Raw genomic sequence first — 26,182 nt, 5'->3', positions numbered from 1 at the left:
GACCTTACCGATTCGCGTTGTATTTACCGCTGACTGCCTGCGGCCACGATGCGCACACACTGCCCGAAGTTGATCTCTGGAGCCAACCCATGCAGAACAGCCATGACGCGAACGCTGAACAGCCAGTGATCTTCTACCCGGCGCGATCGTCTGAAGCGGAGCCGGCCGTACCCGAGCAGAAAGGACGCTTTCATGCGATGGCCAAGCCCATTGGCTCGACCTGCAATATCGATTGCACGTATTGCTACTACCTGCACAAGGAGCACCTGCTTAACCAGCATCGTGGTCGTCGAATGGAACCGTCCATGCTGGAGCGCTATATCCGGCAGTACATCGAAGCGCAGAACGGCGACGAGATCATATTTTCATGGCAGGGCGGTGAGCCGACCATGCTCGGCATTGCGTTCTTTCACGACATCGTGGAGATTCAGAAGCGGCATACCCCCGCGAACCGCCGGATCTCGAATGACCTTCAGACCAACGCGACCTTGCTCAACGACGAATGGTGCGAGTTCCTCAAGGAGAATAACTTCCTGGTCGGCGTGAGTATCGACGGGCCGCGTGAATTGCACGATGCTTTCCGGTTGGACCGGAAAGGACAGCCCACTTTCGATAATGTGATGCATGGGATCGGTCTGCTAAAAAAGCATGGGCTAAGATTCAATACGCTCACCGTCGTCAACCGTCTTAATGCGAAGCGGCCCGTGGATGTCTACCGATTTTTGCGTAACGAAATCGATTCGACCTACATCCAGTTTATTCCCTGTGTCGAACCGAACAATTTCCATAGCGTCGCACCACAGCATTGGCCAGCAGAGTCGATGCCGATGCTGGGAAGCGCAGCGGCAAAGCCGGGGCAACCAGACTCTGTCGTGACCGAGTGGTCAGTCGATCCCGACGATTGGGGCTACTTCCTTTCGCGAACCTTCGACGAGTGGTATAGAAAGGATGCGGGCCGTGTTCTGGTGAACCTGTTCGAGACGGCCGTCGTACAGACCTTGGGCAGGCCCGCGCAAACCTGCGTGACCGCCCAGTTTTGCGGTAAGGCACTGGCGATCGAGCACGACGGTGAAGTCTACTCATGCGACCACTACGTCTACCCTGCCTACTCGCTGGGGAACATCCGCGAGAGACACCTGGGTGAGATGGCTTTTTCAGCGGACCAGCAGAACTTCGGCTATGCAAAACGAAATGCTCTCCCTGCGTTTTGTCGACAGTGCAAGTATCTGAATCTGTGCTGGGGCGAGTGTCCGAAGAATCGCTTTGTGCGGAGCCCGGACGGTGAACCTGGCTTGAACTATCTCTGTTCAGGGATTCGCCGGTTTTTCGACCATGCGGGCCCGGCCCTCAGGCAGTTGGCGAAACAATCCGCGTGATCGTCGCACGTCTGCACTTGAGCAGCAAGGGCGAGCCTTTGATCACGTAGAGCCCCTATCCCATAGGGTGTCGACGAGAGATTTCGATGCGGCGTCGCGCGACCCTGAATCATCGTGATGGGACGTGCGATTTCTGTGTGCGAACCCTGCGGGACTGTTACACGTACTGCGACCGATACGCCGACGGATGCATAGTCGTGCGTGTTCGGGAAGGGGAATCGATTGCGAATTCCGGCTCTCCACCGGCCACCAGACCGAGCCCATGTTTTTCCCGAAGGATCTGCAGGCCGAATTGCCGAACACCGGCAAGAAGAATCTCTATTACAAGGATGTACCGCCGCCAGTTATCGAGGAACTGTGGGCGCGCTTCTTTGCGGCCCTGCAGCCACTGCACGTGGGGGGCAAACTCGGCGCGGTGCTATTCCAGTTTCCGCACTGGATAACCGCAGTACCGAAAGCGATGAGGCACGTCGAGCACTGCGCCGAGCGCATGCACCCGTTTGTGACCGCGTTCGAATTTCGGCACGAGAGCTGGTTCAGCGAGAAGCACCGCGAGTCAACGCTTGCGATGGAGCGTGAACGCGGGATCGTTCACGTGATTCTGGATGCGCCAGAAGGCATGACGAAGCGCGCGCACTCAGTTTGGGAAGCGACGTCGCCCGAACTCGCGATCGTACGGCTGCATGGCCGCGACGCGTCGACATGGAGCGGCGCCGAGTCGGCGGCGGAACGGTTCAACCATGACGATAGCGACGACGAGCTTCGCGAACTCGCGCCACCGATTGAGGACATTGCGGGGCGCACGGCGCGCACACACGTCCTGTTCAACAACTGCTATCGCGATATCGAAGCTGCCGAGCCGGTGATCGGCGACGTAACCATCAATCACGAACAGCCCGCGCAATACAAGCGCACCAGCAAGGTGGCGAGCTTCCAGCAATCCGGCTCGGCAGATGCGCAACCGCTGCCGCCGCTGCACGATGTTGAACTGAGCTGGATGGGTCCTAACGGCTTCGTGCTGACCGGCATCGAGTTCATCGGTGATATCGCCTATGCTCGGTCGTGGTGGTGCCCGGCCGCTGCATGCCTCGGCGCGCGATCTGTGATTCTGTTTCACGCTGGAATGAAAAGGCCCCGCCGAGGCCGGGCCCTATTCGTGTGCTTACGGGTTGATAACCTTGGTGCGTGGGGTCACTCTTGGATCGTTGCACATCCATGCGCAGCTACCTTTACAGATCGGATGCAACTCAACTTCGATCTGGCGGACAGCTAGTTCACCGTCAGCCCGCTTCACCACGAACCCATCCGTAAGAGTTTTCGGCACGATATAGATATTCTCACTTCTGATACCGAGCTTCCTCAAATACGCTTGCACGTTTGCCCCGCGGCGCTCCTGCAAAACGTCAAGATCGTGCTCGCCAATATATGCTCCGGCCATCACAATCGCCTGAATCTGCACGTCAGGCCACTTCTTTGCCTCTTCCACCGCCTCTGCGATTGCGCGCCGATTTTCCTTTGAAAGTTCAACCGTGTTGAATGGCAACTCAATAGCCGCTACCTCTCCGATAGTACAAGCAATAACCGGGCGTCCCAAGCAAAACCACACGGCAAGCAATGCCGCGAGAAGGCCACCGCGCAAAATCGGTTGTCTACTCATGGTGCGATATTTACTCCATCGAATGTCGCTATGTAGCCAGCGATGCTGTCCGCGTTGCCAATCGCCTGATGAGGCTTATTTCTCGCGAAGATCATCGCCCCCGCTTCGCTGTCGAGATACATGTGGTCTTGCGAATTAAAAGTGTCTGTGAAGTGCGTACATTCGTGGATTATCGTCTTGACCTTGCATATTCCCCACAACTGGGCAAATGGACTTTCACAAAACTTCGAGTAAATAGCGATAACCCGTTTTTCCGAATCTGGTTTGCAGACTGCGGCGTGATTGACGCCCGAATCCGGCGTGACCGCACACGACAGGTGCCTGTTTGTTTCACTGTCCCATCGCACAATCCTTTCTGGCTCAAGTTGCTGCATCGCTGCAAGCAATCTCGGAAGCCCTTCGCTAAGTACCCTCTTTGCATGTACGTCCGCACTTGCAAAGAAGTTCGTCAGCCGGTCCTGCTCTTTCGTGTCCCAACGTGCAAGGCCCTCAATGCGTTTTTTGATTAACTCGACGCCGATATCGCGTGCCCGCATAGCCTGTCTGCGAAACTCCTTGTTGGTCATGTTCGGGCACCCCCCGCGTCACAATGGTTGTCGCCTGGATAAAATTGGAATCTGGGGGCGATAAAGAGAGAACAAGTTGGCGCGTTACGGAAAGACATTCAAGGACAGAGCAGTGGCGCGGTTGCTGCCGCCGGAGAGCGCATCAGTGGAAGAGGTTGCGCGAGAGATCGGTGTGGGCGCGCAGACGCTGGAGCGCTGGCGCAGTGATGCGCTGTCCAGGCCCGCTCGCGAGCGGGCCTGGACAGCGGCCGCGCGTTTCGAAGCGGTGTTGAGCACGGCAGCGATGGACGAGACGGCCCGCAATGCGTGGTGCCGCGAGCATGGCGTGTATCCGCAGGAACTGGCGCAGTGGCGGCAAGCGGCCACGCAGGCGCTGGCCGAGCCCGAAGAGGCCCGTGCGAGTCCACAGCAAACGAAGCAGGACCAGCGTCGCATCAAGGAACTGGAACGCGAACTGCGGCGCAAGGAGAAAGCACTGGCCGAGGCAGCCGCATTGCTGGTTCTTTCAAAAAAACTCGGGGCGATCTTCAACACGGACAAGGGCGAGGACGAATGATCGGCCTCGAAGATCGCCAGCTCCTGGCCCGGGAAATCGATTCGGCAAGACTGGCTGGCGCACGGTTGCGCCTGGCCTGCGAGGTGGCCGGGATCGACGTGCGTACCCTGCAGCGCTGGAAGGCCAATCAAGGGCTCGTCACTGGCGACGCCAGGCCCGGCGCGATGCGCCTGCTGCCCGCGCACACCTTGAGCCCGGAGGAGCGGGAAAACGTGCTGCGCGTAGCCAGCGAGCCGCGCTTTGCCGACATGCCACCGGCGCGCATCGTGCCGATGCTGGCTGACGAAGGCGTGTACATCGCCAGCGAATCGACCTTTGCGCGCGTGCTGCGCGAGCATGGGCAGATGAGGCGCCGTGGCCGTGCCAGAACTCCTTCGAGCGGCCGGCCGCCGACCACGCACGTTGCAACCGCGCCGCGCCAGGTGTGGTGCTGGGACATGACCTATTTGCCGGCAACGGTCACAGGGCGATGGTTCCACCTGTACCTGATTCTGGACCTGTACAGCCGCAAGATTGTCGGCTGGGAGGTGCACGACAGCGACGCGGCCGAACACGCTGCTCATCTCGTACGTCGTACGGCGCTCTCCGAAGGCATTGCCGCCCTTGAGGCCCGGCCGGTGCTGCACGGCGATAACGGGGCGACGCTGAAGGCCACTACCGTGCTGGCGATGCTGCACTGGCTGGGCATCAAGCCGTCGTACTCGCGCCCCCGGGTCAGCGACGACAACGCCTATGCCGAGGCGCTGTTCCGAACCGCGAAGTACCGGCCGGAGTTTCCGGTCACAGGCTTCGAGGACCTGAACGCTGCTCGCACCTGGGCTGCCGGCTTCGTGCAGTGGTACAACTTCGAGCATCGTCATAGTGGCATCCGCTACGTGACGCCTGCGCAGCGTCACGCCGGTGACGATCGTGCGCTTCTCGCCGCTCGGCATGCACTGTACGAGAGGGCCCGCGAGCGCAATCCGGCCCGCTGGTCGCGCCACACGCGCAACTGGACACCGGTTGGTGCCGTGACGCTTAACCCCGAACGCGACTCAGTCGTCGAGATGGCGTCGATCAGCGCAAATAAACAGCCTCTGGCTGCATGAGTGAGGCGACAACTTGCTTGACGCGCGCCGCCTGCCTCATGTCGTAACCGGATGGGAGAGCCCTGATCGCATTAATCGGAATCCGCTCCCCGGATTTAGGATTCGTCGTCATTGCACGAGGCATATCAGGCCACTCTTTGTATATCTTGAATGTAATACGGCAATCAAGACATTCCCGGTTATCTGATCCCTCGAACATATCCGCAAAGCGAGCCTTCATTTCTGCAATGATCGCCTCTGCGGAGCGCATCCTTTCATACATTGGACCCTCCCATAGGTTAATTCGCGCTCTCAGACCATCAGACCATTGAGCACGCGTAAGAGCACCATCAGTTACCCTCCGCGTTATGGTTCAGATCGAATACAACTGAAGCCTATCCCGCGGGAAAAATTCGCCGGATTCGACATTCAGACCCATTGCAGACGGTATTGGCGTGAAGTTTAAGTAGACTAAATAGGTGATACGGCAAAGCAGGCATTCTTCCTTGCCCACGGCACCATCCTGTTTCAGTTTTCCCACTAGACCTCTTCTGTTTTCCATAAAAACATCTATCGAATAAACCATTTAAACGGGTCACCGTCAATGACTTTAATTCGAGATAATCCGGTTTTGACAGATATTCACAATTGCTCTGGCCATCTCATTTTCAGGTGCAGTTTTCCAATATCACCGTCCAACAAAAAAAGCGGCATTGAGCCGCTTTTACCGTAAGTGACCGACGCCGGTCAGTGCTTTGCCCATGAAGCGTCCATAGCCGCCAGTTTCCCGTTCGCGCCCTGCGCAGGGTCAGCGAGAAGCGCTGCCGCGTCCGCCGGTGTCAGTTGGCGGTTAGGAAGCCGCTTGGCGTCGAGCGCAAGCACGGTGAACAGTTCCTGATCGGTGCGATTGGTCGCGTGGTAGTTCTCGCCGATCTGGATCATGAACTCCAGCAGGTTGCGGCGTTCGTGTCTTTCCTCGACAGTCACAGCAGGACTTCTAGCGTAGCCTGAATTGCGCGAGAGGGCCAATAGTCGTAGCTGGTCGATCAGCGTTCCGGGCCACAGACAGTCAACGCGATTCGGCTTTATTCGCGTTCTGCTCGGCAATGAGTTGCGGGGCGAATAGTTGGCCGACCTCGGTCCAATACCGGCCCCGAACCGCGCCCGCAATCACAACTCCAGCACCGTCACCCCGACTTCCATCCGATGCGCGCCACCGCCAAGAATCGTCCCGCGAAGCAGTGACACGTCGCTGTAATCGCGCCCGATCGCGAGCGTCACATGATCCAGATCGGCGAGCACGTCATTGGTCGGATCGAGATCGATCCAGCCGCTGGCCGGACAATGCACCGATACCCAAGCGTGCGAAGCATCCGCGCCAATCAGGCGCGGGTGTCCCGGCGGCGGATCGTTGCGCAGATAGCCGCTGACGTAGCGGGCGGGCAAGCCAAGCGAGCGCAGACAGCCGATCATCACCTGCGCGAAATCCTGACACACGCCGCTCTTCAGCTCAAACGCGCGTTCGGCCGGCGTGTCGAACAGCGTCGCCGACGGCTTGTACGCGAAGTCCTCGTGAATCCGATGCATCAGATCGATCGCGCCCGCGACGAGCGACCGGCCGGGCGTGAAGCTCGGCAACGCATACGCGCGCAGCGACGGCCGTAGCGCAATATTCGGCGAAGCGAAGCAGTACTCCGCCTCGGCACGGAACGCGCCGCCCAAGCGAAACCGCAGCGCCTCGGCCACCGTTTCCCAGGGCGGGGTGGCCTCGGCGTCGAGGTTGGTCCAGCGCGGCGTCAGCGCGACCGTGGTTTCGCTGACGAGTTGCAGGCGCTCGTGCGGTGTATCGAGCGCGAAGTACAGCACGTCGTTGCCGAATGCGTCGATGCGGCTATGCTGATACGACGGCTGCGGCTCGATCCGCTCGCTGCGTGAGATCACACGCTGCCACGGACACGCGAGCGGCCGGATCGTCGCCAGATGCTGCGCGGTTTCGACATACGTCGAGTAATGGTAAACAGTGCGATGCGAAACAGACAGCACCGTCGACGCGTTCTTCATGCCCACACCTGCGAGGCAACCGTGGTCGCGTGACTGAAATAGCGCGCGCTGATCTCATGCGCGGCCGCATTGGCGAAGCTGCCGATCTGATCGCACAGCGCAATCAGCTTGCCATACGACCCCTGTTCGTCGACCTCGCACAGCGATTCGAGCGTCGGCAGCGATTCGACGGGCGGCAGCAGCTCCGCGAACGGCCGATGCCGCACGCTGCCCGCCGCGATGGCGATCTCGTCGAGTTTGTTGCGCAGGCGCTCGTACACGCCATAAATGCCGCGCGGATTATGCGGTTCGATCACGAGCAGATCGAGCAGCGCCGGTACTTCGAAACGTCCCGGATACAGCGAGCGATACGTGAGCGTGCTGTCGAACATTTGCAGCAGCAGATCGAAGCCGGCCGGCGTCGCGAGCTGTCCGTTCACGGCAACGCCGCGCATGAACGCGGCCATCGTCGCGACGCGCTCGATATGACGTCCGACGAACAGTAGCCGCCACGCCTCATCGCGCGTCATGCGGTCGCCCTGCGCGCCGCTGATCGCCGAGAGCTGCACCGACAGATGCTCGAGCGCATTTGCGAGCGTCACGCGGTCGTAGCGATCGAACGCATTGCCGCTGCTCGTGGCACCCGCGCCGCCGTTGCCCGCGCCCACGGCTGGCGACAACACCTGCAACGCGTCCTGAAAGTCGTTGCGCGCCGCGAGGATCATGCGCCAATGATCATTCGACAAACGCCCGCGCACCTCGCCGTTCGCGCGCGCCTGGCAATTGAGGTTCTGGCTGATGCTGACGCTGCCCGCGCTCTCGCTGAGATTCGCGACGAGCGCGCGCTCGAACGTCTGCGGCGACGGCAGCCCGTGCGGCGACGCCAGGTCGCCAGGCTGCACGAGGCCGCACCATGTGGCGAGTTCGACCAGCGTCGCGAACATCGAATCGGCGTCGTTGCCTTCGAGCGAGCCGAGAATCAGCCGCAGCAGACGCACGTTGTTTTCCGCCCGCTCGCCGTAACGGCCCGCCCAGAACAGGTTCTCCGCGGCACGGCTCGATACCGTACGATGCTTGCGCGTGAGATCGGCGGGCTGCATCGGCGAAGGCAGCAGTGTGAAGGTCGAGCTTGGCTGGCTCGACAGCACCCAGGTATCGACGCTGCTGCCGCCGTGCTGCATCGATACCGTGGTCTGACGCTCCGCGGCCATGCGCGTGAAACCGCCCGGCATCACGTGCCAGCCGCCGTTGACGTCGGCGATCGCATAGACGCGCAGCACCGACGGCCTTCCGCCGATCGTGCCCTCCTCGAAGCGCGGCGTGCAGGAAAAGCGCTGCTCCTGCTGGATCGTGAACGCATCGGGCAACGCGTCGATGCGCTCGCGCCATGCCGCGAGCGGCTGCCTGCCCCCTTCGATGCCGGGCGGCGTGTCGCGTCCCGCGAGCGGCCAGGTCGGCACGATGAACGCGTCGTCGAGATGCGCGAACGCATGCTCGCGCGCGGCCCGTTCGCCGCACCACCAGGTCGGCACGCCGGGCAGCAGCAGCTCTTCGCCGAGCAACGCTTCGGCGATACCCGGCATGAAACCGTGCAACGCCGGCGACTCGGCGAACCCCGAGCCCGGCACGTTCGACACGATCACATTGCCTGCGCGCATCACCTGCAACAGCCCCGGCACGCCGATCGTCGAATCGGCGCGCAGTTCGATCGGGTCGCAGAATGCGTCGTCGAGGCGGCGCAGCACGACGTGCACGCGTTCGAGGCCGGCCAGGGTCTTCAGATAGAGCCGGTCGCCGCGCACGGTCAGATCCTTGCCTTCGACCAGCGTGACGCCGAGATAGCGCGCCAGAAACACATGCTCGAAATAGGTTTCGCTGTACGGCCCGGGCGTGAGCAGCGCGATATGCGGTGACGCGTCGGCGCTTTCCTCGTTGCGCATCGTCGCTTGCGCGGCCTGCACGAGCGTCGCGATCAGTTGCGAATAGAGCGGCGCGAGCCGGCTCACGCGCAGCGAGCGGAACGGCTCCGCGAGGAGCGTCGACACGATCAGGCGGTTTTCGAGCGCGTAGCCGAGACCGGACGGCGCCTCGGTGCGATGCGCGATCACGCTCCACTCGCCGCCCGGCGTACGCGCGAGATCGAGCGCGACGACCTGCAGATACTGACCGCCGGGCGGCGTAAAGCCCTTCACCGAACGCAGATAGCCCGGATGGCCGAACACCAGCGCGGGCGGCAGTCGGCCATCTTCGAGCAGCGTCCGCGGTCCGTAGATGTCGGCAACGATCGCGTTGAGCAGATGCGCGCGTTGCGCGACGCCGCGCTCGAGGTGCGCCCACTCGGCCTCGCTGATCAGGAACGGCAGGAGGTCGAGCGCCCATGGCCGTGACTTGCCGTTGTCCGCGTAGACGTTGTAGCTGATGTCGTTGTCGCGGATCTGCTGCGCGATCGACGCGTGATGGTCCGCGAGCCGCGCCACGCCGTCTTCGTCGAGCAGTGCGAAGAACTGCCGCCACGGCTCGCGCAGCGCGCCCGACTCGTCACGCAGCTCGTCCCAATGTCCGTCATGACCCGGCAGCAATCGCAACAGGGACGAAGCGTCCGCCGGCAGCGCGGACGCCTCGAAGGGCAAAGTCGATTGAAAGGCCAAGGTCGTGTGATGTCAGTGATGCGTGTTTTTCAACTGTGGCGCAGATCGAGTGTGAACGGAAACTCGAGGCTGCGCTGCGGCGTGCCCACGGCGAGCGGCCCCGGCGTATGACCCGACGCGAAGAAACGCGAGCGTCGCCGGCTTTCCGCCTCATAGGCGTTGACCGGGAAGGTCTGATAGGTGCGCCCGCCCGGATGAGCGACATGATACTGGCATCCGCCGAGCGAGCGGCCGCTCCATGTGTCGACGAGGTCGAACGTGAGCGGCGCGTGTACGCCGATCGTCGGATGCAGCGCCGAGGGCTGCGACCACGCGCGAAAACGCACGCCGGCCACGTACTCGCTGACGCGGCCGGTCGGCTGCAAAGGCACCGGCACGCCGTTGACGCTCAGCACGTGACGATCGCCGTTCAACCCGAGCGCGCGCACCTCGAGCCGCTCGACCGACGAATCGACATAGCGCACCGTGCCGCCGCTGGCGCCCTCCTCGCCCATCACGTGCCATGGTTCGAGCGCATTGCGGATCGTCAGGTCGATGCCGCTCAGCGTCATCTCGCCGACGAGCGGGAAGCGGAATTCGAAGTGCGGCGCGAACCACGCGCTATCGAAGGCGAAGCCGGCTTCGCCGAGCTCGGCGAGCACGTCGTCGAAATCCATCTTCACGAAGGTGCCGAGCAGGAAGCGATCGTGCAACTCGGTGCCCCAGCGGGTGAGCCGCTGCGTGTACGGCATGCGCCAGAATCGCGCGACCAGTGCGCGCAGCAGCAGTTGCTGCACGAGACTCATGCGCGCGTGCGGCGGCATCTCGAAGCCGCGCAGCTCCAGCAGGCCGAGGCGGCCGGTCGGGCCGTCGGGCGAATACAGCTTGTCGATGCAGAACTCGGCGCGGTGCGTGTTGCCGGTCACGTCGATCAGGATGTTGCGCAGCGCGCGGTCGATCATCCACGGCGGCAGGTTGCCGCTGTCGCGGCCGCCGAGCAGATCGACCTGGCGTTGCAGTTCGGAGAACGCGATCTCGAGTTCGTAGACCTGATCGTTGCGCGCTTCGTCGACGCGCGGTGCCTGGCTCGTCGGTCCGATGAACAGCCCCGAGAACAGATACGACAGCGACGGATGGTTGTGCCAGTACGCGATCAGGCTCGCGAGCAGATCGGGCCGGCGCAGGAACGGGCTGTCGGCCGGCGTCGCGCCGCCGAGCACGAAGTGATTGCCGCCGCCGGTGCCAGTATGGCGCCCGTCGAGCATGAACTTCTCGCTGCTCAGATAGCTGTGCGCGGCCGACTGATAAAGGTACTCGGTGTGATCGACGAGCTCGTCCCAGTTCGCGGCCGGATGAATGTTGACTTCGATCACGCCGGGGTCCGGTGTCACCTGCAGCACTTTCAGACGCGGATCGCGCGGCGGCGGATAGCCTTCGAGCACGATCTGCATCTTCAGCTCCGCGGCGGTCGCTTCGACTGCGGCGAGCAGGTCGAGATAGTCGTCGAGATCGGTCAGCGGCGGCATGAATACGTGCAGCAGCGTACGGCCGCTGCCGAACGAATCGGCTTCGGCTTCCGGGCCGGCCGCGCGTTTCGGGTCGCGCGCCTCGACGCACACCGCGGTACGCAGCGTGTCCTTCGACGATTCGCCAAGCGCGGGCAGCGATTCGTCATGGCGCTGCGACGCATACGCGAGCACGCCGCCGTACGGCATGCCGCTCAGCAGATCGGCCGCCGGCAGCGACAGCGCGGCCGCCTGCCGCGCGCTGGTCTGTTCCTCGGCGATCTGCCGGCCCTCGCGCCCGCCTTCGTACTGCACGCGCAACTGCGCGGCCGTGCGCAGCGGCTGCGGCGGTGCGAACGGATCGTGCGCGTGCTGATACGGATAGTCGGTCTTCGACACCCACGGCAGCGATTCGAGCGGCAGCCGGTAGCCCATCGGCGAATCGCCGGGAATCAGATACATGCGGTCGTCGCGGAAGAACCAGCGGCCCGTGATCCACGTCGGCGTGATGCCCGGCGCGCCGCGCTCGCGGCCGAGCGGCAGCACGTAGCCTGACGGACTCGCGAGCCCCGCGTCGAACACGCGCCGCAGTCGCACGCGTTCGAGCTCGTCGTCCAGACGCGCGTCGAACGGATCGACGTTCACCGGCAGGCGGCGCTCGCGCCACAGGTAGTACCAGGTGTCTTCGTAGCCGGGCTGGATGCAGTCGGGGTCGAGCGACAGCTTCGCGGCCAGATGCGCGATGAAGCGTTGCGCGTCGGCGGCCGTGTAGCGGCCCGGCTCGCGTTCGTCGGCGAACAGGGCCGGGTTGTGCCAGCACGGCTCGCCGTCGGCGCGCCAGTACAGCGACATCGCCCAGCGCGGCAGTTGCTCGCCCGGATACCACTTGCCCTGGCCGATATGCAGGAAGCCGTTCGCGCCGTAGCGCTCGCGCAGCCGGTCCACCAGCGCGACCGCGTAGCCGCGCTTGGTGGGTCCAAGCGCGTCGGTGTTCCATTCGGCGGCGTCGCGATCGCGCACCGATACGAAGGTCGGCTCGCCGCCCATCGTCAGTCGCACGTCCATGTCGGCGAGTTCGTAGTCGACCCGCGCGCCCATCTTCAGCACGTCGTGCCACGCGGCTTCGCTATACGGCTTCGTGACGCGCGGCGACTCGAGCACGCGTTCGATCGACATCGTGTGTCCGAACTCGACCTCGCTTTCGTCGACCGCACCCGAGATCGGCGCCGCGCTGCCCGGCTCCGGCGTGCACGCGACCGGTATGTGCCCTTCCCCCGCGAGCAGCCCCGAGGTCGGATCGAGCCCGATCCAGCCCGCCCCTGGCAGATAGACCTCGCACCACGCGTGCAGGTCGGTGAAGTCGACCTCGGTGCCGCTCGGGCCGTCGATCGATCTGACGTCGGGCGCGAGCTGCAGCAGATAGCCCGACACGAAGCGCGCCGCGAAGCCGAGCTGCCGCAGCGTCTCGACGAGCAGCCAGCCCGAATCGCGGCACGAGCCCGCCGCATTGGTCAAGGTTTCCTCCGGCGTCTGCACGCCCGGCTCCATCCGGATCAGGTAGCGGATCTCGCGTTGCAGCCGCTGGTTCAGCGCCACCAGGAAGTTCGCGGTGCCGGCCGGCGTGCGGTCGATGCTCGCGACGAACTCGGCGAAGCGCGGCGTCATCGGCCGCTTCACGCGGTAGGGCGCGAGTTCGGCCGCCAGCTCCGGCGCGTAGTCGAATGGAAATTGCTCGGCCGACGGTTCGAGAAAGAAGTCGAACGGGTTGTAGACGGCCATTTCGGCGACCAGATCGACGCTCACCTTGAACTCACGGGTCTGCTCGGGAAACACGAGCCGCGCCTGATAGTTGGCGAACGCGTCCTGCTGCCAGTTGATGAAGTGCCTCGCGGGTTCGACGCGCATCGAGTACGACAGGATCGGCGTACGACAATGCGGCGCGGGCCGCAGCCGCACGACCTGGGGCGACAGCGTGACCAGCCTGTCGTAGCGGTAATGAGTAACGTGATGCAACGCGACGCGTATGGACACTCCGGACTCCTCGACGAAGGGGGGCAGCCCGCCAAAAAAGCAAGCTCTATGCCGTTGCTGGACAAACCCGTATGAATCGTTTGGTGTTGTCTGAATTGCGTTTGCGTTGCGTACCTCGCGCCCTGCCGCGGGCTCGCCTCGCACCGTGCACCAAAGCGGCGCAGCGCCGATGCACGATCATGACCGTACTGTGCGTTAAAGCGGTGACGTCTGGCAATCGCGGCATGAAGATTGCGACCGGCTTTCGTCCGCTATCGCGTGGATGATGGCGCTTACCATGGCTCATCATCGCAAACGACATAGCACCGATCACGAGGCCCGCCCGATGAAAACCTTCCACTGCAATCGCTGCGCGCACCTCGTGTTCTACGAGAACGTCCGCTGCGAGCGCTGCGAGTCGCTGCTCGGCTATCTGCCTGAACTGCGGGAAATCAGCGCGTTCGGGGACGCCGGCGACGGCCGCTGGCGCAGCCTGCATCCCGAGGCGAATGGCGCGCTGTTCCGACAATGCCACAACTACGCGGTCGAAAACGTCTGCAACTGGATGATCCCAGCCGATTCGCCCGACACGCTGTGCCACGCCTGCCAGTTGACCAGCACGATTCCGAACCTGAGCGAACCGGAAAACCGGCTCTACTGGTACCGGCTCGAAGTCGCGAAGCGGCGTCTGCTGTACACGCTGGGCGAGCTTGGCCTCGACGTGCGATCGCGCGACGCGGACCCCGAGCGCGGTCTCGCCTTCGAATTTCTCGCCGACGGCGGCGCCGGCAAGCCCGTGATGACCGGTCACGACAACGGGCTGATCACGCTGAACATCGCCGAGGCCGACGACGCGCATCGCGAGAAAGTGCGCGCCGCGATGGGCGAGCCGTACCGCACGCTGCTCGGCCACTTCCGCCACGAGACGGGCCACTACTTTTTCCGCCACCTGATCGAAACCGAGCCGCGCTGGCTCGAACCGTTTCGCAAGCTGTTCGGCGACGAGCAGGCCGACTACGGCGAAGCGCTGGACGCCTACTATCGCGACGGCGCGCCGGCCGACTGGCAGGCGTCGTACATCAGCGCTTACGCGACGATGCATCCGTGGGAAGACTGGGCGGAGACATGGGCGCACTATCTGCTGATCGTCGACGTGCTCGACACGTCGACGTCTTACGGCCTCGCGCTGCTGCCCGACGATCCGAGCGAGCCGACGCTGACCGACCGCACGCCGGTCGAGGACGCGAGCTTCGGCAATCTGATGAAGCGCTGGTTTCCGCTCACCTATGCGCTGAACAGTCTGAATCGCAGTCTCGGCATGCCCGACGGCTATCCGTTCACGCTCGCCGCGCCGGTGGTCGACAAGCTGCGCTTTGTGCATCGCGTGATCGCGGCAGCGGGTGACAAGCGCGACAAGCGGGGCGACCGCGAGCCAACAAGCGCATAAAAAAGCCCGCCGCCGGACCAGCCGGCAGCGGGCGCTTATGACGCTCATCATCGAGCCGCGAGCAACCGGCTACACGCGCTCGGCTCGCCACTGCAATACGCGACTTCGGTACGCCACTTCAGTACGCCACATAAGGCCCCGTCCCACCCGGCGTCGACTGCTGCTCGATCGCCGCATAGACATTGCGACCGTAGAAGAACGGCAGCCCCCAGTCGAACACCGTCGACGTGACGAATGCCGGGCCCGCGAGCAGCGGCAATGCCGAGTCGCCGCTATCAGTCTGCGTGATCGACATCGCATTGCCGACGTTGAACGTCACCGCGCTCGTCGTGCCATTCACGCCTTCGATCATCGCGCTCAACTGCTGCGTCGAGCTCGGGCAGTAATAAGCGCTGTTTGGGCTCGCGCAGGCCGGCATCAAGGTGGTCTGGAAGAAGAGTCCCGTCGAGCCGCTGTCCATAATGCTGCGCGTATACGTGGTGCCGTTCTGCACCGTCGTGAACGTGCCGTTCGACGGGCTCACACCGACCACCTGCGCCCCGCCGAGCCCATTGTTGCTCTGCGTGCCGATGCCGAACACGAGTTGCCCCGACACCGATGGCGCGCCGCCCGACACGGTCGGCAGACTGAGCATCGAGCCGTTGTTGTCGGTCGCGAAGTACGGCACCGGATTGGCGACCTGGTACGTCTGCGCGAGCGGTATCGACGTGCAGCTGGTGCCGCCGCAACCATAGTAGGTCGCGGGGATCGCCTGCTGCACGCAGTTCGCGCCGCAGTCGTGCTTGAACACGCCGATGCCGAGAATGCCGTTCGCCTGCAAGGCGGCCGGCGTGTTGCGCGCCGCGCCGACGGCCGCGCAATCGCCCGGCAGCGACGCGTAGCCCGGATCGATCACCTGGATCGGCAGCGCAGCGGCTTTCTCGCCGGCGATCTGCACATCGGCGAGCTTCACCGCGCCCCACGTGTAGCCGTCGAAGAACTGCATGCATTCGGCAACCAGGTTGCCCGAGCCGTCCTGCTGCTGCGGCAGGCTCATCGACGCGGGCAATTGCGACGCGAACACGCGCACGCCCCACGAGCCGGTATCGACGAGCACGTGATCGATCGTCTGGCAGTTGCTGGTGCCGGGCGCGCAGATCGTGATGCTGACGAACGGCATGTTCGGCACGTTGCTGAGGCCCGAGTCGACCGTCACGCGCACCGCGTTGGCGGCCAGCACCTGCGGCGACGGCGACGTGTTGGTCACGGTCGAACCCGACGAGCTGGTCGAGCTGCCCGAACCGTTCGAGTTGCTGGAGGTGCTCGAATTGGCCGTGGTGCTCGCGCTGCCGCCCCCGCCGCCGCCGCACGCGCTCAACAGCAGCGCCAGAACCACGATGGGCGCCGCCCCCAGCAGAGTCATCCACGAAGACCTGGATCGCATGATTCGCTCCGTTATTGAATAACGCTGACGTCGACGCCCGCGGGCACCGCCTGCGGCAGATAGGCGTAGCCGGTGAACGCGCGCAGATGGCCGCTCGAGAACACCACGAGGTCACCGTTCGAGACCGCGAGCGGCGCGCCGCGCCGCCCCGCGCTGGCGGCCACGTAGGCATCGAAGGACGCGCCGAGCGTCGCCTTCAGATCGGGCAGCGTCGGGCCATCCCACGCGACGCCGAACACGATGCCGTTGGCCGCCACGTATTCGCGCACCTGGGTGCCGGACGGCAGCGTCAGCGCATGCACCGAATACGCGCCCTGTGCGCTGGCCGCGCGAGCAACCGCATGCAGGCGCGTCCGATCGCCGTCGACGGTGCTGGCGTTCTGGCCGAGCGTCGCGTGCGCGCCGAACGGCAACGCGCAGCTTGCCCCGAGCATTGCGCAGGCAATGCGGGTGAGAAGCATCGGTTTCAAGAGATTTCCTTCGAGGTGAAACGCCGCGACCTGCATGTAGCCGATCACAAACGCGAGACTAGGGGCGCACACCTGACCGGCAAAGCCGGTTGCCTTCACGCCGGTTGGGCTGCGTGAATGCGTCTACGGAAAGGCGAGGCGAAACTTTAGTCAGGGGGAATGGCGCGCGGCAAGCGTTTGCGGCGCGATTGAAACTGTTCGGAGTTGTTGAATCGATCGACCGGGTTTGATCAGCGTGGGCAAAAGCCTTTTGGCGACAATGCTTTGACGCTTATTCGGTTTCCGTCTGACATTTAGAACTGACCGACTGCGGAAATCGGCCGCCACGCGTAAAAGTTGCGAACGTGAACAGCGCTTGCTCATCGATGTAAGCGTCTGCCGAATAACGAGCGGGCGGAGTCCGCATTCCTCTGGCTACATGAGGCTTGCAACGCAAATCCCGACGGGCAAAAAAAGCGGAGGGCCTGGCGGCCCTCCGCGTCATAGATCGTCCGGAACTCGCGGCGTGCGCTACTTCTTCTGTTGCTGAAGAAGCGACTTCAACTCCTGCACGTTCTCCTCGACGCGTTTCGCGATCACCCCATACGACTCCGCCTGGGTCTGATACGCGGCTTGTGCGAGCTGTTGCATGTCGGCGAGCGATTTGTGCAGGCTCTGCTGGATCAGCTCCGCGGTTTTGCTCGACGGCGCGGTGCCGGCCGCCGTGAGCTGCGCAGTCAGCGCCTGTAGCTCGCCCAGCGTGGTGCGCAGCATGTCGGCCTGTTTCTGCGCGAGCGACTGCATCCCCTGGAATGCTGTCTGATTCGCCTGAACCAGCGCTTCCATGTCCTTTCGGCGCGCTTCCATGATGGCGGGCACGTCGAAGCCGGGGAGCTTGAACTGCTCCAGCATTTTGGTTAGATCGCCAAACGGATTGGCTGCATCGGGTCGGTCCATGCGAAATCCTCCTTGCGGTTGAAGACTCATCGCCTCTGCGTCGCCCGCACCAGGCGCGACGCCGATGCCGGCGGCTGCGTGTGCCGCGCGTGCCGCCACAGCAAGGTGCTTTTGGGGTCGCACGGCACATCGGAGCAATCATGCGCTATCCGGCTGGGTTGCGCCAGCGGACTCACCCTGGCGAAAACCGGTTCACGGCAACGTGCGTCGCTTCGGGGTCTGCGCCGCAGAGCCGCGCGCCGCTACGCCGCGCTCCGCTAGGCCGCGCGCCGCGAAAGGCTCGGAAAGTTACTGAATGGCTTTCGTAACCCGACGAATCAGCGGGTCGACTATCGTTGCGAGGAGCCGGTCCATCGTGGCGCCGGCGCTGTTTTAGATGGGAGCGACATCATGAGAAACGCATTCTTCGGCGCGGCCGTGGCCGCGGTTCTTGGCATCATCGCGACGGCCGCGCTCGCCGACGACGGCATGCCGCCGCCCCCGCCCGCCGCTATGCACGACGGCGGCCCGCGCGGCGACGGGCCGCCGGGGCATGGTCCGATGATGGGTCATCCGAGCCCAGCTTTCGCGGTGATCAATGATCTCGAACAACTGCGCCGTCTGTATGCGCTAAACGGTCATGAAGGCGAGATCGTCGCCGTCTACCACGACGTGCTGAACAAGACCCAGGATCCGATGCTGCGTCACTACGTGTACGACTCGCTCGCGCGCGAGCAGCTGAAGCCCGCCAATCCCGAGCAGGCGATCGCGACGCTACGCACGAGTCTCGCCGAAGATCTCGTGGCGGCGAACAAGGCGCCGCATGGCACGCCGCCGGGTCAGCCAGCGGCACAACCGCAATAAATTTTCATCGCGAATTGCGAATAAAGCGCCGCGCCACGCGGCGCTTTTTCTTTGCGCCGGAGCATGCGAGCGCGATCGAGCGACCGCTGCATCGCCGCATCTCGTCCGTGCGCTCCCGCAGCCCCGCGCCGCGCGGCTTTCCGGGACTACGTTGCCTGTCCCACATTGGCGCTTCACTGATGCTTTTCATCTTCCGTCAGGTGATTACGATAGGAGCTCCGCAACGTCAGGGCAGGGTGAAGGAATGCGCTATCCAATGGACATGGCCATTGCCGCCGCCCTGCTAGTTTTCGTCCTGTGCTGCATCGTCAAGCTCGCTTTGAGCTGATCGGCGGCTCGACGTCCGCGCGCTCTTCTTCGTCTCGCCGTGACATCGCTCGAAATAATTGTTGAATGGAGTTCGGCGAGCCGCTCACCCATACTTCGTTCGCTGCCGGTGCGTGACGAATCACAGACGCATGAGATCGAAAGGCTTCACGTGCGAATCCCTTCGCCGATGATCGACGATCCCACGGTTGCCCGATCATCGGCGATGGACTCGAACAGACTGGCACCGCGTGCCGACCACAGGATCATCATGTTGACTTCAGTGAACTTCATCAAAAAGAACGCCGCCCGTTTCACCTGCATGGCACTCGTGTGCGGCGGCGCGCTGCTGAGCGGCTGCGCCGGCGCCAGCGTCACGAATCTGAGCGCGACGGGCACGTCCGCGACGGCCGACGCAGGCACGCAATCGACGATGCATCCGGACACGATCTACGTCTACACGTTCGATGCCGATCCGCAGCAGGTCAAGCTCGACAACGGCGGCATGCTGCAAAAACTGAAGACGCAGATGTCGGGCTCGTCGGACGCGCAGAAGCAGGTTGCCGATGCCGCCCAGGTGCGCGAGCAGGTCGCCGACGAGATCGTCCATCAGCTGCAGGCGATGGGACTGCACGCGGTGCGCACCGACGCGCCGGTGCCCGCCGGCCAGAACGTGCTGCTCGTGCAAGGCAGCTTCGAGACGATCGACGCCGGCAATCGCCGCCGCCGCACGCTGATCGGCTTGGGCGCGGGCAAGAGCGAGGTGAGCAGCGCGGTGCGGATCGTCTACCAGCCCGCAGGCGGCACGCCGCGTGTCGTGCAGAGCTTCACGGCCAACGCGGACAGCGGCAAGATGCCCGGCATGGTCGAAACCGCCGGGGTCGGCGCGGCGGCCGGCACCGTCGCGACCGCGGCAGCGGCCGGCGCGGGCCTGCACGGCGTGACCGAAACGAAGCGCGCGGGCGTGTCGGACGATGCAAAGCGCCTCGCCGATGCAGTCGCGAAACAGATCGCGCAGTTCGGCGTGCAAGCCGGCTGGATGCAGACCGCGCGAAAGAGCTGAGCGGTTGAGCGCGGCGGGTTGCGGGTCCGACTAAAGAGCGCGGCTGAAAAGTGCGGCGGTGTGGAGCGATGTCCACGCCGCCGCGTTTTTTTATCGACGCGCGCCCCGTCGCTAGCCGCGCCACAACCCTCGCAGCAGTGCGAGCAGCGCGGCCGGCGCCGTGCCCTTCTGGCAATAACCGTCGAAGTTGTGGCGCTCGCGGCCGGTTTGCCTCACGTGGTCCTCGTCCAGCGACGTAAACGCGACGATGCCGAGGCTGTGCGTCGGCAGATAGCGGCGCAGCGCGCTCGCCGTTTCGTAGCCGTCGCGCTCCGGCATCATGATGTCGAGCACGACGACGTCGGGCACCCAGTTGCGCACGCAGTGCAGCGCCGCGGTGCAGCCGGTCGCGGCGCGCGCCTCGACGCCCTCGCAGGAAAGCCAGGTGGCAAGCGCTTCGGCGGCGTTCTCGTTGTCGTCGATGACGAGCACGCGCGGCACGCCGTGCAATAGCTGGACCTCTCGGGCGCTCCACCTCTGGCAGGTAGTCGGATTTCGTGGCATGTATGGCGGCCTGCGAGTAAACCTTTCGGTGGGTAGCAAGCGCTGTACCGCGGCTGCGGCGGCGTCAAACCCGCGCGTCGCGGCCGCTCGACGTCATCGAAAACATCCACTTTTGCCATCAGTTCTGTAAATCGTTGCGTCTCTATAATAGGAATGATTCCTATTTGCACTATAATTCCGCCGAACCTTTCGTTCTGCGCTCGGACTGCTTACATAAACGGCATCATCCGCGCGTGCAACCAGGAAAAATGCCGCCCGGATTCCAACTAGCGCCCCGGGACGGAAGATCGACGACCACGCCTACTTTCCAATTCATGTCCGTTTCACGCTGGAATCGCCCGCAGGCCACGCCTGCTCAAGCCACTCTGCATCGCGCCACCATCCTTGCCGCCATCGCCGTCGCTTTCAGTGTCCCGGCCAGCGCGTTCGCTCAATCCACCGACTCCGCCCCCGCCGCCGACGGCACGCTGCCCGCCATCAAGGTTCAGGCGGCCGCCGTCGAAGAGTTGCCCGGCGACCTGTCGCCGACATACGCGGGCGGCCAGGTCGCGCGCGGCGCCGACTACGGCGTGCTCGGCAAGCAGCGCAACATCGACATGCCGTTCAGCATGACGACCTACACGGCCAAGCTGATCAAGGATCAGCAGGCGCGCACGCTCGCCGACGTGGTCGAAAACGACCCGTCGGTGCGAACCGCGTACGGCTACGGCAACTTCTCGGAAGTGTTCGTGATTCGCGGCTTCCAGCTCAATGCCGACGACATCTCGATCAACGGTCTGTACGGCGTTACGCCGCGCCAACTGGTCTCGACCGCGGCGGTCGAGCGGGTCGACGTGTTCAAGGGCGCCAACGCGTTCCTGAACGGTGCTTCGCCGACGGGCTCGGCGATCGGCGGCGGCGTGAACGTGCAGCTGAAGAGAGCGGAGGACACGCCGACCACCAATGTGACACTCGCAACCAGCGGCTCCGGCGAGTTCGGCGCGCAGGTGGACGTCGGCCGACGCTTCGGCAGCGAAGGCCAGTTCGGGATCCGCGTGAACCAGGCGAATCGTGACGGCGAGACGAGCATCGACGGCGAACACCGCCGCGACAACACTACGGCCGTCGCGCTCGACTGGCGCGGCGACAAGCTGCGTCTGTCCGGCGACTTCCTGTATCAGCGCGAGCACGTCAGCGACGGCCGCCCGGTCGTCTACTTCACCGACGCGATTCCCGCCGTGCCGCCGGCAACTTACAACTACGCGCAGAACTGGTCGTACACGAACCTCGAAGACACCGTCGGCATCCTGAAGGCCGAATACGACTTCCTGCCTGGCTGGACCGCCTATGCGACCGGTGGTGTGCGCCGCACGGTCGAGCAAGGTGAGTACTACTCGCCGACCTATTCGTCGACCGGCGTCACCGGTGCCCGTCTCGGCGTGCCGTACAACCAGAATTCGAGCTCCGCCGAAGTCGGCGTGCGCGGCCGCTTCGACACTGGCCCGGTGTCGCATAGGGTTGCGGCGGGCGGCGCCATCACGAGCGAGAACACCAACTCCGCGTGGACCTACGCCTTCATGGGCCCGGTCTCGCTCTACAACACGGTGCAGACGCCTTACCCGGCCACGACGATGTCAGGCGGCAACCTGGCCGATCCGGGCATGACGGCCACCACGGTGATCCGCAGCGTGTCCGCGTCCGACACGCTCGGCTTCCTGCATGACCGGGTGCTGTTCACGGTCGGTGCGCGTCGCCAGCAGATCGCGACGGCCAACTACGACAACACGGGCATCGGCAGCGGCAACTACAGCGACGGCATCACGACGCCGCTGTTCGGCCTCGTTCTGCGCCCGACGCAGAACGTGTCGATCTTCGCGAACCGCAGCGAAGCGCTCGCAGCGGGCAGCATCGCGCCGGCGGGCACGCTGAACTACGGTCAACAACTGGCGCCGGTCCGCACGAAGCAGTGGGAAGTGGGTGTCAAGTACGACACCGAAAGGCTCGGTGCGTCGTTTGCCGCTTTCCAGATCGAACAGCCGTCGGCGTTCACCGACCCGGCCACGCATATCTATGGCCTGAACGGCAACGAGCGCCATCGCGGTCTCGAAGCCGAAGTGCACGGCGAGCCGCTCAAGGGCCTGCGTCTGCTGGCCGGCGCTTCGCTGATGGACGCGACGCTCGAGAATACACAAGGCGGAACCTACGACGGCAACCGTCCGGTGGGCGTGCCGACTTTCCTGTTCAACCTGGGCGCCGATTACGACATTCCGATGGTGCCGGGGCTCGCGGTCAACGCGCGCTGGATCCATACCGGCGCGCAGGAAGCGAACGCGGCCAACACGCTGTCGATCCCGTCGTGGAACCGCTTCGACCTGGGGGCGCGTTACGAGACGTCCATCTACGGCAAGAGGACGACGTTGCGCGCCACCGTGCAGAACGTGACGAACAAGGCGTACTGGTCAGCCGTGTCGGCCTACGGCGCGACGACGTACCTGACCCAGGGCGCACCGCGTACGTTCCTGTTGTCGGTCAGCACCGACTTCTGATTGTCTGACGTGACGTCGGTCGCCTGTGCTAGCGGTTTGCATACATGACTAAAACGCTGCCAGGCTTTCGGGCTGGCAGCGTTTTAATGTTTCCGCGCGAACTGAACGGCGTGGCGCCGCCCCTCGTCACTCGACCGGCGGCTCGCCTTCGGGTTTTTTCTTCGGCCGCTGCGCATCGGCGGCGCGCTGCGGCAGCTTGCTCTTTTCGTTATCGCTGTGCCTGACGGGCTGAGGATGATTGAACTGTTCGTCGACGTCTTTCATGGTGTGCCTCCGTGCCAACGCAACGCAACTCAACACACAACACAACGCTCATGAATGTTCGGCGGACCGCGCGGTCTCGCCCGTGCCTGCGGCTGCGGCCGGCGCATCGGTTGCCGCGCCCATCGTCACCAGCACGCTGCACGTCACGCGATCGAGCAGCAGCCCGTCGTGCCGGCCACCCCACCATCGCGCGAGTCCGTGACTGCGACGATGACCGACGACGACCAGATCGGCCTTCAGATCGTTAGCGAAAAACGGAATCTCATCGAGTGGTTCGCCGATCGCGAGATGACCGGTCGCGCGAATTCCGCGTGCGGCGAGCTTCCGTAAGCCCTCGTCGAGCAGCGTTTTGGCGGATTCGTTGATGAAATCGACCGGCACCGCGGACGTGATGTCCGCGCCCTGCATCCACGCCGTATTGTTGAGCACGGAAAGCAGGTGCACTTCTGCGTTCAGGTCTTGCGCGAGAGCGGCACCGTCCTTCAACGCGTGTTGTCCTTCGCGAGTTCCGTCGTAGCAGAGAAGAATGCGCTTGAAGCTCGACATGAGAATCTCCTTGCGCCGTGCGGCACGTGATCAATTAATTATATGTCAGTTCGTGACATATACCGCGCGACACCGATGCACGCAAATACCGACAGAAACGCCGTCAAACAGGCACTATTCGCGAGTTTCGGCGGCCACCGAATCCCTGCCCTGAAATAGCGGTTGCTCGGCGCGGCGATCAGGAACACCGCGCTACGACTCAGGCCACAGAAAGAAAACATGAGCAGCGTTTGCCGCGGGATCGACGGGCAAACCATAGCCATGCGACCGAGCGGTCCATGCCTCGTGCGGCGAACCGTTCGGCCATCTCACGAGCACCACTGCTCCGCTGGACAACTGGTCGACAACGGTCCCGCCATACACGCCGATCACACTGCTTCGCACCCCCGTACCGCACGATGCGGTGCAAGAGCCGCACACCGGCTGCGGGTATCGGCCGGTCTGCTGCGCGGGTGAGAACGCATAGGCAAGCGGAACGGCGCAAACCAAAATAAGGACGATTGCGAAACGTCGACGCGACGCATGTTGTTTCATCGCGACTCCCTCGACGAACTACAGCCCCCAGATGATGTCCGCGTCCGAGTCGCGCGCCGCACGCATCATGTCCAGAAACGGCCACGCGCGCTGCGACAGCCGGTTGCGCGACTCGCGTTGATTACTGGTTGAGCAGTGCAATGCTTCGAGGGTCGTTTCCGCGGCCGCGTCTTCGGTGATGGCGGTTTCGAGCCGATCGATCGCGCGGGGCAGCTCGTCGTGGCTGATAACACCCCGCGCGCCGAGCCGCTTGCCGATCAGACCAAGCAGATATTGTGCGAGATCCCTGAGCATGACGACATCCGGCGACGCCGTCGATTGAAATGTGATCATCATGATGGCTCCTTTATCGGTCTATCAGGCAACGGGCCAACGAGTCCTCCCAATCCGCCTGCTCTCATTTTATATCACGATGTGACAAAAAAGAACGCGCCGAGGGTTGATTTAAGGGCCATGCTGAAGCACGTCGGCTGTGGTCTCGACTGTCTGCGAGATGCGACAGATTCCGCGCGCCGCGCGGGGGGCGGAGAACTTTTATATCATATTGACATATAATCATGACCAGACTGTATTCGCGTTGCCAGGGTTTCCCCGGTAATGTCGGGCCCGGCATCATCGACTACTTTCTGCTCCTATCTTGTCCCGCTCTCCTGCTCTCGGCTGGCTTGCCAGCTTTCTCCCTGCACCGGTCACCGTGAAATGGCACGAGCGTGCGCGTTCGTGCCTCGGCGCGCTTCTCGGCATCGCGTTCACCGGCGGTCTGATGTATCTGCTGCTCGGCCCTGTCGCAAATATTCCGCTGCTTGTCGCGCCGATGGGCGCTTCCGCCGTGTTGCTGTTCGCGGTGCCCGCGAGCCCGCTGGCGCAGCCGTGGTCGATCATCGGCGGCAACCTCGTGTCCGCGACGGTCGGCGTAACCTGCGCGATGCTGATCGGCGATCCGACGCTGGCGGCCGCCCTCGCGGTGGCGCTGTCGATCTCCGGCATGTTCGCGCTGCGCTGCGTGCACCCGCCGTCGGGCGCGGTCGCGTTGACCGCGGTGCTGGGCGGCCCGGTCATTCATGCGCTCGGCTACCGCTTCGTGCTCGAACCGATCGCGATCCAGTCGGCCGCGCTGCTGTTCGCGGCGCTCGTCTATCACGCGGCAACCGGCCACCGTTATCCGCATGCGGGACGCCAGGACCGCGCGACGCCGAGCCAGGCCGCCGACGAAGCCGCGCGCGTCGGCTTCACGCGCGAAGACGTCAAAGCCGTGCTCGGACGCCGTGACGAACTGCTCGACATCGACACCGACGATCTCTATTCGCTGCTGCGCGAAACGCAGCTTCAGGCGTTCTCGCGCAGCTTCAACGAACTGCGCTGCGAAGACGTGATGTCGCGCCACGTCGTGTCGGTATCGCCGGGCACGCGCGCCGCCGCCGCATGGCAGTTGTTCAAGCGCCACAACGTAAAGGCGCTGCCGGTCGTCGACGCGGCGCAGAAACTGCTAGGCATCGTTACGCGCGCCGATTTCGTCGACAGAAGGAGCTTCGGCGCGCTCGGTCCGATCCTGAACTACTTCGACGGCTGGCTGCGCGGCGATGCGCTTCGCACGTCGAACGTCGGCAGCGTGATGACCACCGACGTCTGCACCGTCGCCGTCACCGATCCGATCACGGAACTGGTGCCGATGTTCGCGAACTTCGGCCATCACCATATCCCGGTGCTCGACCGCGCGGGCCGCGTGGTCGGCATGATCACGCAGGTGGACCTGATCTCCGGCCTGTATCGGCAAACCGCCACCCGAGCCCGCGAGGCGGCCTGATTTTCAACTAAAAGACCGAAGAGACCTGCCGCGCGATGCCGTTGCGACCGCCGCAATTCGCTTACATACCTCAT

Annotated in this window: 21 protein-coding genes and 1 pseudogene; 8 read left to right on the top strand and 14 right to left on the bottom strand. The window is 63.8% G+C overall.

Features of this window, described 5'->3' with window-relative positions:
* Positions 1–89: 89 nt before the first annotated feature.
* Both OKW35_RS23285 and OKW35_RS23280 read left to right on the top strand, forming a co-directional pair.
* Entirely contained in the window at positions 90–1,376 is a 1,287-nt protein-coding gene (locus OKW35_RS23285) for an anaerobic sulfatase maturase (protein ID WP_429353102.1), read from the top strand.
* A gap of 229 nt (positions 1,377–1,605) precedes the next feature.
* A pseudogene (locus tag OKW35_RS23280) lies at positions 1,606–2,223 on the top strand (DUF72 domain-containing protein); the annotation flags it as partial.
* A 315-nt stretch (positions 2,224–2,538) separates the two neighbouring features.
* Here OKW35_RS23280 and OKW35_RS23275 read toward each other — a convergent pair.
* Together OKW35_RS23275 and OKW35_RS23270 are read right to left on the bottom strand one after the other, a co-directional pair.
* Positions 2,539–3,033 carry a hypothetical protein gene (locus tag OKW35_RS23275; RefSeq protein ID WP_429492626.1) on the bottom strand — a complete coding sequence of 165 codons (495 nt, stop codon included), beginning with the start codon at positions 3,031–3,033 and terminating at the stop codon, positions 2,539–2,541.
* Complete coding sequence (locus OKW35_RS23270) at positions 3,030–3,599, bottom strand: M35 family metallo-endopeptidase (protein ID WP_429553241.1); 570 nt, start codon at positions 3,597–3,599, stop codon at positions 3,030–3,032. The genes OKW35_RS23275 and OKW35_RS23270 overlap by 4 nt, the downstream gene beginning before the upstream one ends.
* 76 nt (positions 3,600–3,675) lie before the next feature.
* Here OKW35_RS23270 and OKW35_RS23265 point away from each other — a divergent pair.
* A protein-coding gene (locus OKW35_RS23265) for an IS3 family transposase (protein ID WP_429551679.1) occupies positions 3,676–5,243 on the top strand; the annotation gives its coding sequence in 2 pieces (ribosomal slippage) (positions 3,676–4,114 and positions 4,114–5,243; 1,569 coding nt in all).
* Here OKW35_RS23265 and OKW35_RS23260 read toward each other — a convergent pair.
* From OKW35_RS23260 to OKW35_RS23240, 5 genes are all read right to left on the bottom strand, one after another.
* Entirely contained in the window at positions 5,212–5,505 is a 294-nt protein-coding gene (locus tag OKW35_RS23260) for a hypothetical protein (RefSeq protein WP_429553240.1), read from the bottom strand. The two genes, OKW35_RS23265 and OKW35_RS23260, sit on opposite strands and share 32 nt — an antisense overlap.
* 464 nt (positions 5,506–5,969) lie before the next feature.
* Positions 5,970–6,209, bottom strand: a complete 240-nt coding sequence (locus tag OKW35_RS23255) for a hypothetical protein (RefSeq protein WP_184063464.1) — start codon at positions 6,207–6,209, stop codon at positions 5,970–5,972.
* Between the two features lie 183 nt (positions 6,210–6,392).
* Positions 6,393–7,283, bottom strand: coding sequence for a transglutaminase family protein (locus OKW35_RS23250; protein WP_184063461.1), 891 nt, complete (start codon positions 7,281–7,283; stop codon positions 6,393–6,395).
* A complete protein-coding gene (locus OKW35_RS23245) occupies positions 7,280–9,910 on the bottom strand; it encodes a circularly permuted type 2 ATP-grasp protein (RefSeq protein WP_429553239.1) in 2,631 nt (876 codons plus the stop codon). Before OKW35_RS23245 ends, OKW35_RS23250 begins: the two co-directional genes overlap by 4 nt.
* 29 nt (positions 9,911–9,939) lie before the next feature.
* Entirely contained in the window at positions 9,940–13,425 is a 3,486-nt protein-coding gene (locus tag OKW35_RS23240; protein WP_429553238.1) for a DUF2126 domain-containing protein, read from the bottom strand.
* Positions 13,426–13,750: 325 nt separating this feature from the next.
* On the opposite strand from OKW35_RS23240, the gene OKW35_RS23235 reads away from it, so the two are divergent.
* Positions 13,751–14,851, top strand: a complete 1,101-nt coding sequence (locus OKW35_RS23235; RefSeq protein ID WP_429553237.1) for a zinc-binding metallopeptidase family protein — start codon at positions 13,751–13,753, stop codon at positions 14,849–14,851.
* Between the two features lie 118 nt (positions 14,852–14,969).
* Here the strand turns inward: OKW35_RS23235 and OKW35_RS23230 are convergent, their stop codons facing one another.
* The 3 genes from OKW35_RS23230 to OKW35_RS23220 form a co-directional block, all read right to left on the bottom strand.
* On the bottom strand, positions 14,970–16,274 hold the full coding sequence (locus OKW35_RS23230) for a DUF3443 domain-containing protein (protein WP_429553236.1): 1,305 nt from the start codon (positions 16,272–16,274) through the stop codon (positions 14,970–14,972).
* 11 nt (positions 16,275–16,285) lie between these two features.
* Positions 16,286–16,735 (bottom strand): DUF2844 domain-containing protein, encoded by a 450-nt coding sequence (locus OKW35_RS23225; RefSeq protein ID WP_429553831.1) that lies wholly within the window; start codon positions 16,733–16,735, stop codon positions 16,286–16,288.
* A 519-nt stretch (positions 16,736–17,254) separates the two neighbouring features.
* Positions 17,255–17,680 carry a phasin family protein gene (locus OKW35_RS23220; RefSeq protein ID WP_184063446.1) on the bottom strand — a complete coding sequence of 142 codons (426 nt, stop codon included), beginning with the start codon at positions 17,678–17,680 and terminating at the stop codon, positions 17,255–17,257.
* A 390-nt stretch (positions 17,681–18,070) separates the two neighbouring features.
* On the opposite strand from OKW35_RS23220, the gene OKW35_RS23215 reads away from it, so the two are divergent.
* Together OKW35_RS23215 and OKW35_RS23210 are read left to right on the top strand one after the other, a co-directional pair.
* On the top strand, positions 18,071–18,523 hold the full coding sequence (locus OKW35_RS23215; RefSeq protein ID WP_184046564.1) for a hypothetical protein: 453 nt from the start codon (positions 18,071–18,073) through the stop codon (positions 18,521–18,523).
* Between the two features lie 577 nt (positions 18,524–19,100).
* Positions 19,101–19,892, top strand: a complete 792-nt coding sequence (locus tag OKW35_RS23210) for a DUF4410 domain-containing protein (RefSeq protein WP_429553235.1) — start codon at positions 19,101–19,103, stop codon at positions 19,890–19,892.
* Between the two features lie 111 nt (positions 19,893–20,003).
* Here OKW35_RS23210 and OKW35_RS23205 read toward each other — a convergent pair whose 3' ends face one another.
* Positions 20,004–20,435, bottom strand: coding sequence for a response regulator (locus tag OKW35_RS23205; RefSeq protein WP_429553234.1), 432 nt, complete (start codon positions 20,433–20,435; stop codon positions 20,004–20,006).
* Positions 20,436–20,749: 314 nt separating this feature from the next.
* Between OKW35_RS23205 and OKW35_RS23200 the strand changes: the two genes are divergently transcribed.
* Positions 20,750–22,960, top strand: coding sequence for a TonB-dependent receptor (locus OKW35_RS23200; protein WP_429553233.1), 2,211 nt, complete (start codon positions 20,750–20,752; stop codon positions 22,958–22,960).
* Positions 22,961–23,086: 126 nt separating this feature from the next.
* On the opposite strand, the gene OKW35_RS23195 is transcribed toward OKW35_RS23200, so the two are convergent.
* The 3 genes from OKW35_RS23195 to OKW35_RS23185 all read right to left on the bottom strand — a co-directional run bounded on the left by OKW35_RS23195 (position 23,087) and on the right by OKW35_RS23185 (position 24,640).
* Entirely contained in the window at positions 23,087–23,224 is a 138-nt protein-coding gene (locus OKW35_RS23195; protein WP_167368721.1) for a hypothetical protein, read from the bottom strand.
* A 48-nt stretch (positions 23,225–23,272) separates the two neighbouring features.
* On the bottom strand, positions 23,273–23,770 hold the full coding sequence (locus OKW35_RS23190; RefSeq protein WP_429353090.1) for a universal stress protein: 498 nt from the start codon (positions 23,768–23,770) through the stop codon (positions 23,273–23,275).
* A 552-nt stretch (positions 23,771–24,322) separates the two neighbouring features.
* A complete protein-coding gene (locus tag OKW35_RS23185) occupies positions 24,323–24,640 on the bottom strand; it encodes a DUF1840 domain-containing protein (RefSeq protein ID WP_018423542.1) in 318 nt (105 codons plus the stop codon).
* A 301-nt stretch (positions 24,641–24,941) separates the two neighbouring features.
* On the opposite strand from OKW35_RS23185, the gene OKW35_RS23180 reads away from it, so the two are divergent.
* Entirely contained in the window at positions 24,942–26,108 is a 1,167-nt protein-coding gene (locus tag OKW35_RS23180) for an HPP family protein (RefSeq protein ID WP_429553232.1), read from the top strand.
* Positions 26,109–26,182 lie beyond the last annotated feature (74 nt).

Source organism: Paraburkholderia sp. MM5477-R1 (assembly GCF_050436385.1).
GTDB classification, from domain to species: domain Bacteria; phylum Pseudomonadota; class Gammaproteobacteria; order Burkholderiales; family Burkholderiaceae; genus Paraburkholderia; species Paraburkholderia tuberum.
This window is presented reverse-complemented; position numbering and strand designations above follow the sequence as displayed.

Bases quoted from the DNA above. Each gene is read 5' to 3' on its own strand.
- OKW35_RS23275 (WP_429492626.1), bottom strand. From the start codon at position 3,033: ATGAGTAGACAACCGATTTTGCGCGGTGGCCTTCTCGCGGCATTGCTT.
- OKW35_RS23220 (WP_184063446.1), bottom strand. From the start codon at position 17,680: ATGGACCGACCCGATGCAGCCAATCCGTTTGGCGATCTAACCAAAATG.
- OKW35_RS23185 (WP_018423542.1), bottom strand. From the start codon at position 24,640: ATGATGATCACATTTCAATCGACGGCGTCGCCGGATGTCGTCATGCTC.
- OKW35_RS23230 (WP_429553236.1), bottom strand. From the start codon at position 16,274: ATGCGATCCAGGTCTTCGTGGATGACTCTGCTGGGGGCGGCGCCCATC.
- OKW35_RS23195 (WP_167368721.1), bottom strand. From the start codon at position 23,224: ATGAAAGACGTCGACGAACAGTTCAATCATCCTCAGCCCGTCAGGCAC.
- OKW35_RS23260 (WP_429553240.1), bottom strand. From the start codon at position 5,505: ATGTATGAAAGGATGCGCTCCGCAGAGGCGATCATTGCAGAAATGAAG.
- OKW35_RS23205 (WP_429553234.1), bottom strand. From the start codon at position 20,435: ATGCCACGAAATCCGACTACCTGCCAGAGGTGGAGCGCCCGAGAGGTC.
- OKW35_RS23285 (WP_429353102.1), top strand. From the start codon at position 90: ATGCAGAACAGCCATGACGCGAACGCTGAACAGCCAGTGATCTTCTAC.
- OKW35_RS23200 (WP_429553233.1), top strand. From the start codon at position 20,750: ATGTCCGTTTCACGCTGGAATCGCCCGCAGGCCACGCCTGCTCAAGCC.
- OKW35_RS23225 (WP_429553831.1), bottom strand. From the start codon at position 16,735: ATGCTTCTCACCCGCATTGCCTGCGCAATGCTCGGGGCAAGCTGCGCG.
- OKW35_RS23235 (WP_429553237.1), top strand. From the start codon at position 13,751: ATGAAAACCTTCCACTGCAATCGCTGCGCGCACCTCGTGTTCTACGAG.
- OKW35_RS23190 (WP_429353090.1), bottom strand. From the start codon at position 23,770: ATGTCGAGCTTCAAGCGCATTCTTCTCTGCTACGACGGAACTCGCGAA.
- OKW35_RS23250 (WP_184063461.1), bottom strand. From the start codon at position 7,283: ATGAAGAACGCGTCGACGGTGCTGTCTGTTTCGCATCGCACTGTTTAC.
- OKW35_RS23215 (WP_184046564.1), top strand. From the start codon at position 18,071: ATGAGAAACGCATTCTTCGGCGCGGCCGTGGCCGCGGTTCTTGGCATC.
- OKW35_RS23210 (WP_429553235.1), top strand. From the start codon at position 19,101: ATGTTGACTTCAGTGAACTTCATCAAAAAGAACGCCGCCCGTTTCACC.
- OKW35_RS23270 (WP_429553241.1), bottom strand. From the start codon at position 3,599: ATGACCAACAAGGAGTTTCGCAGACAGGCTATGCGGGCACGCGATATC.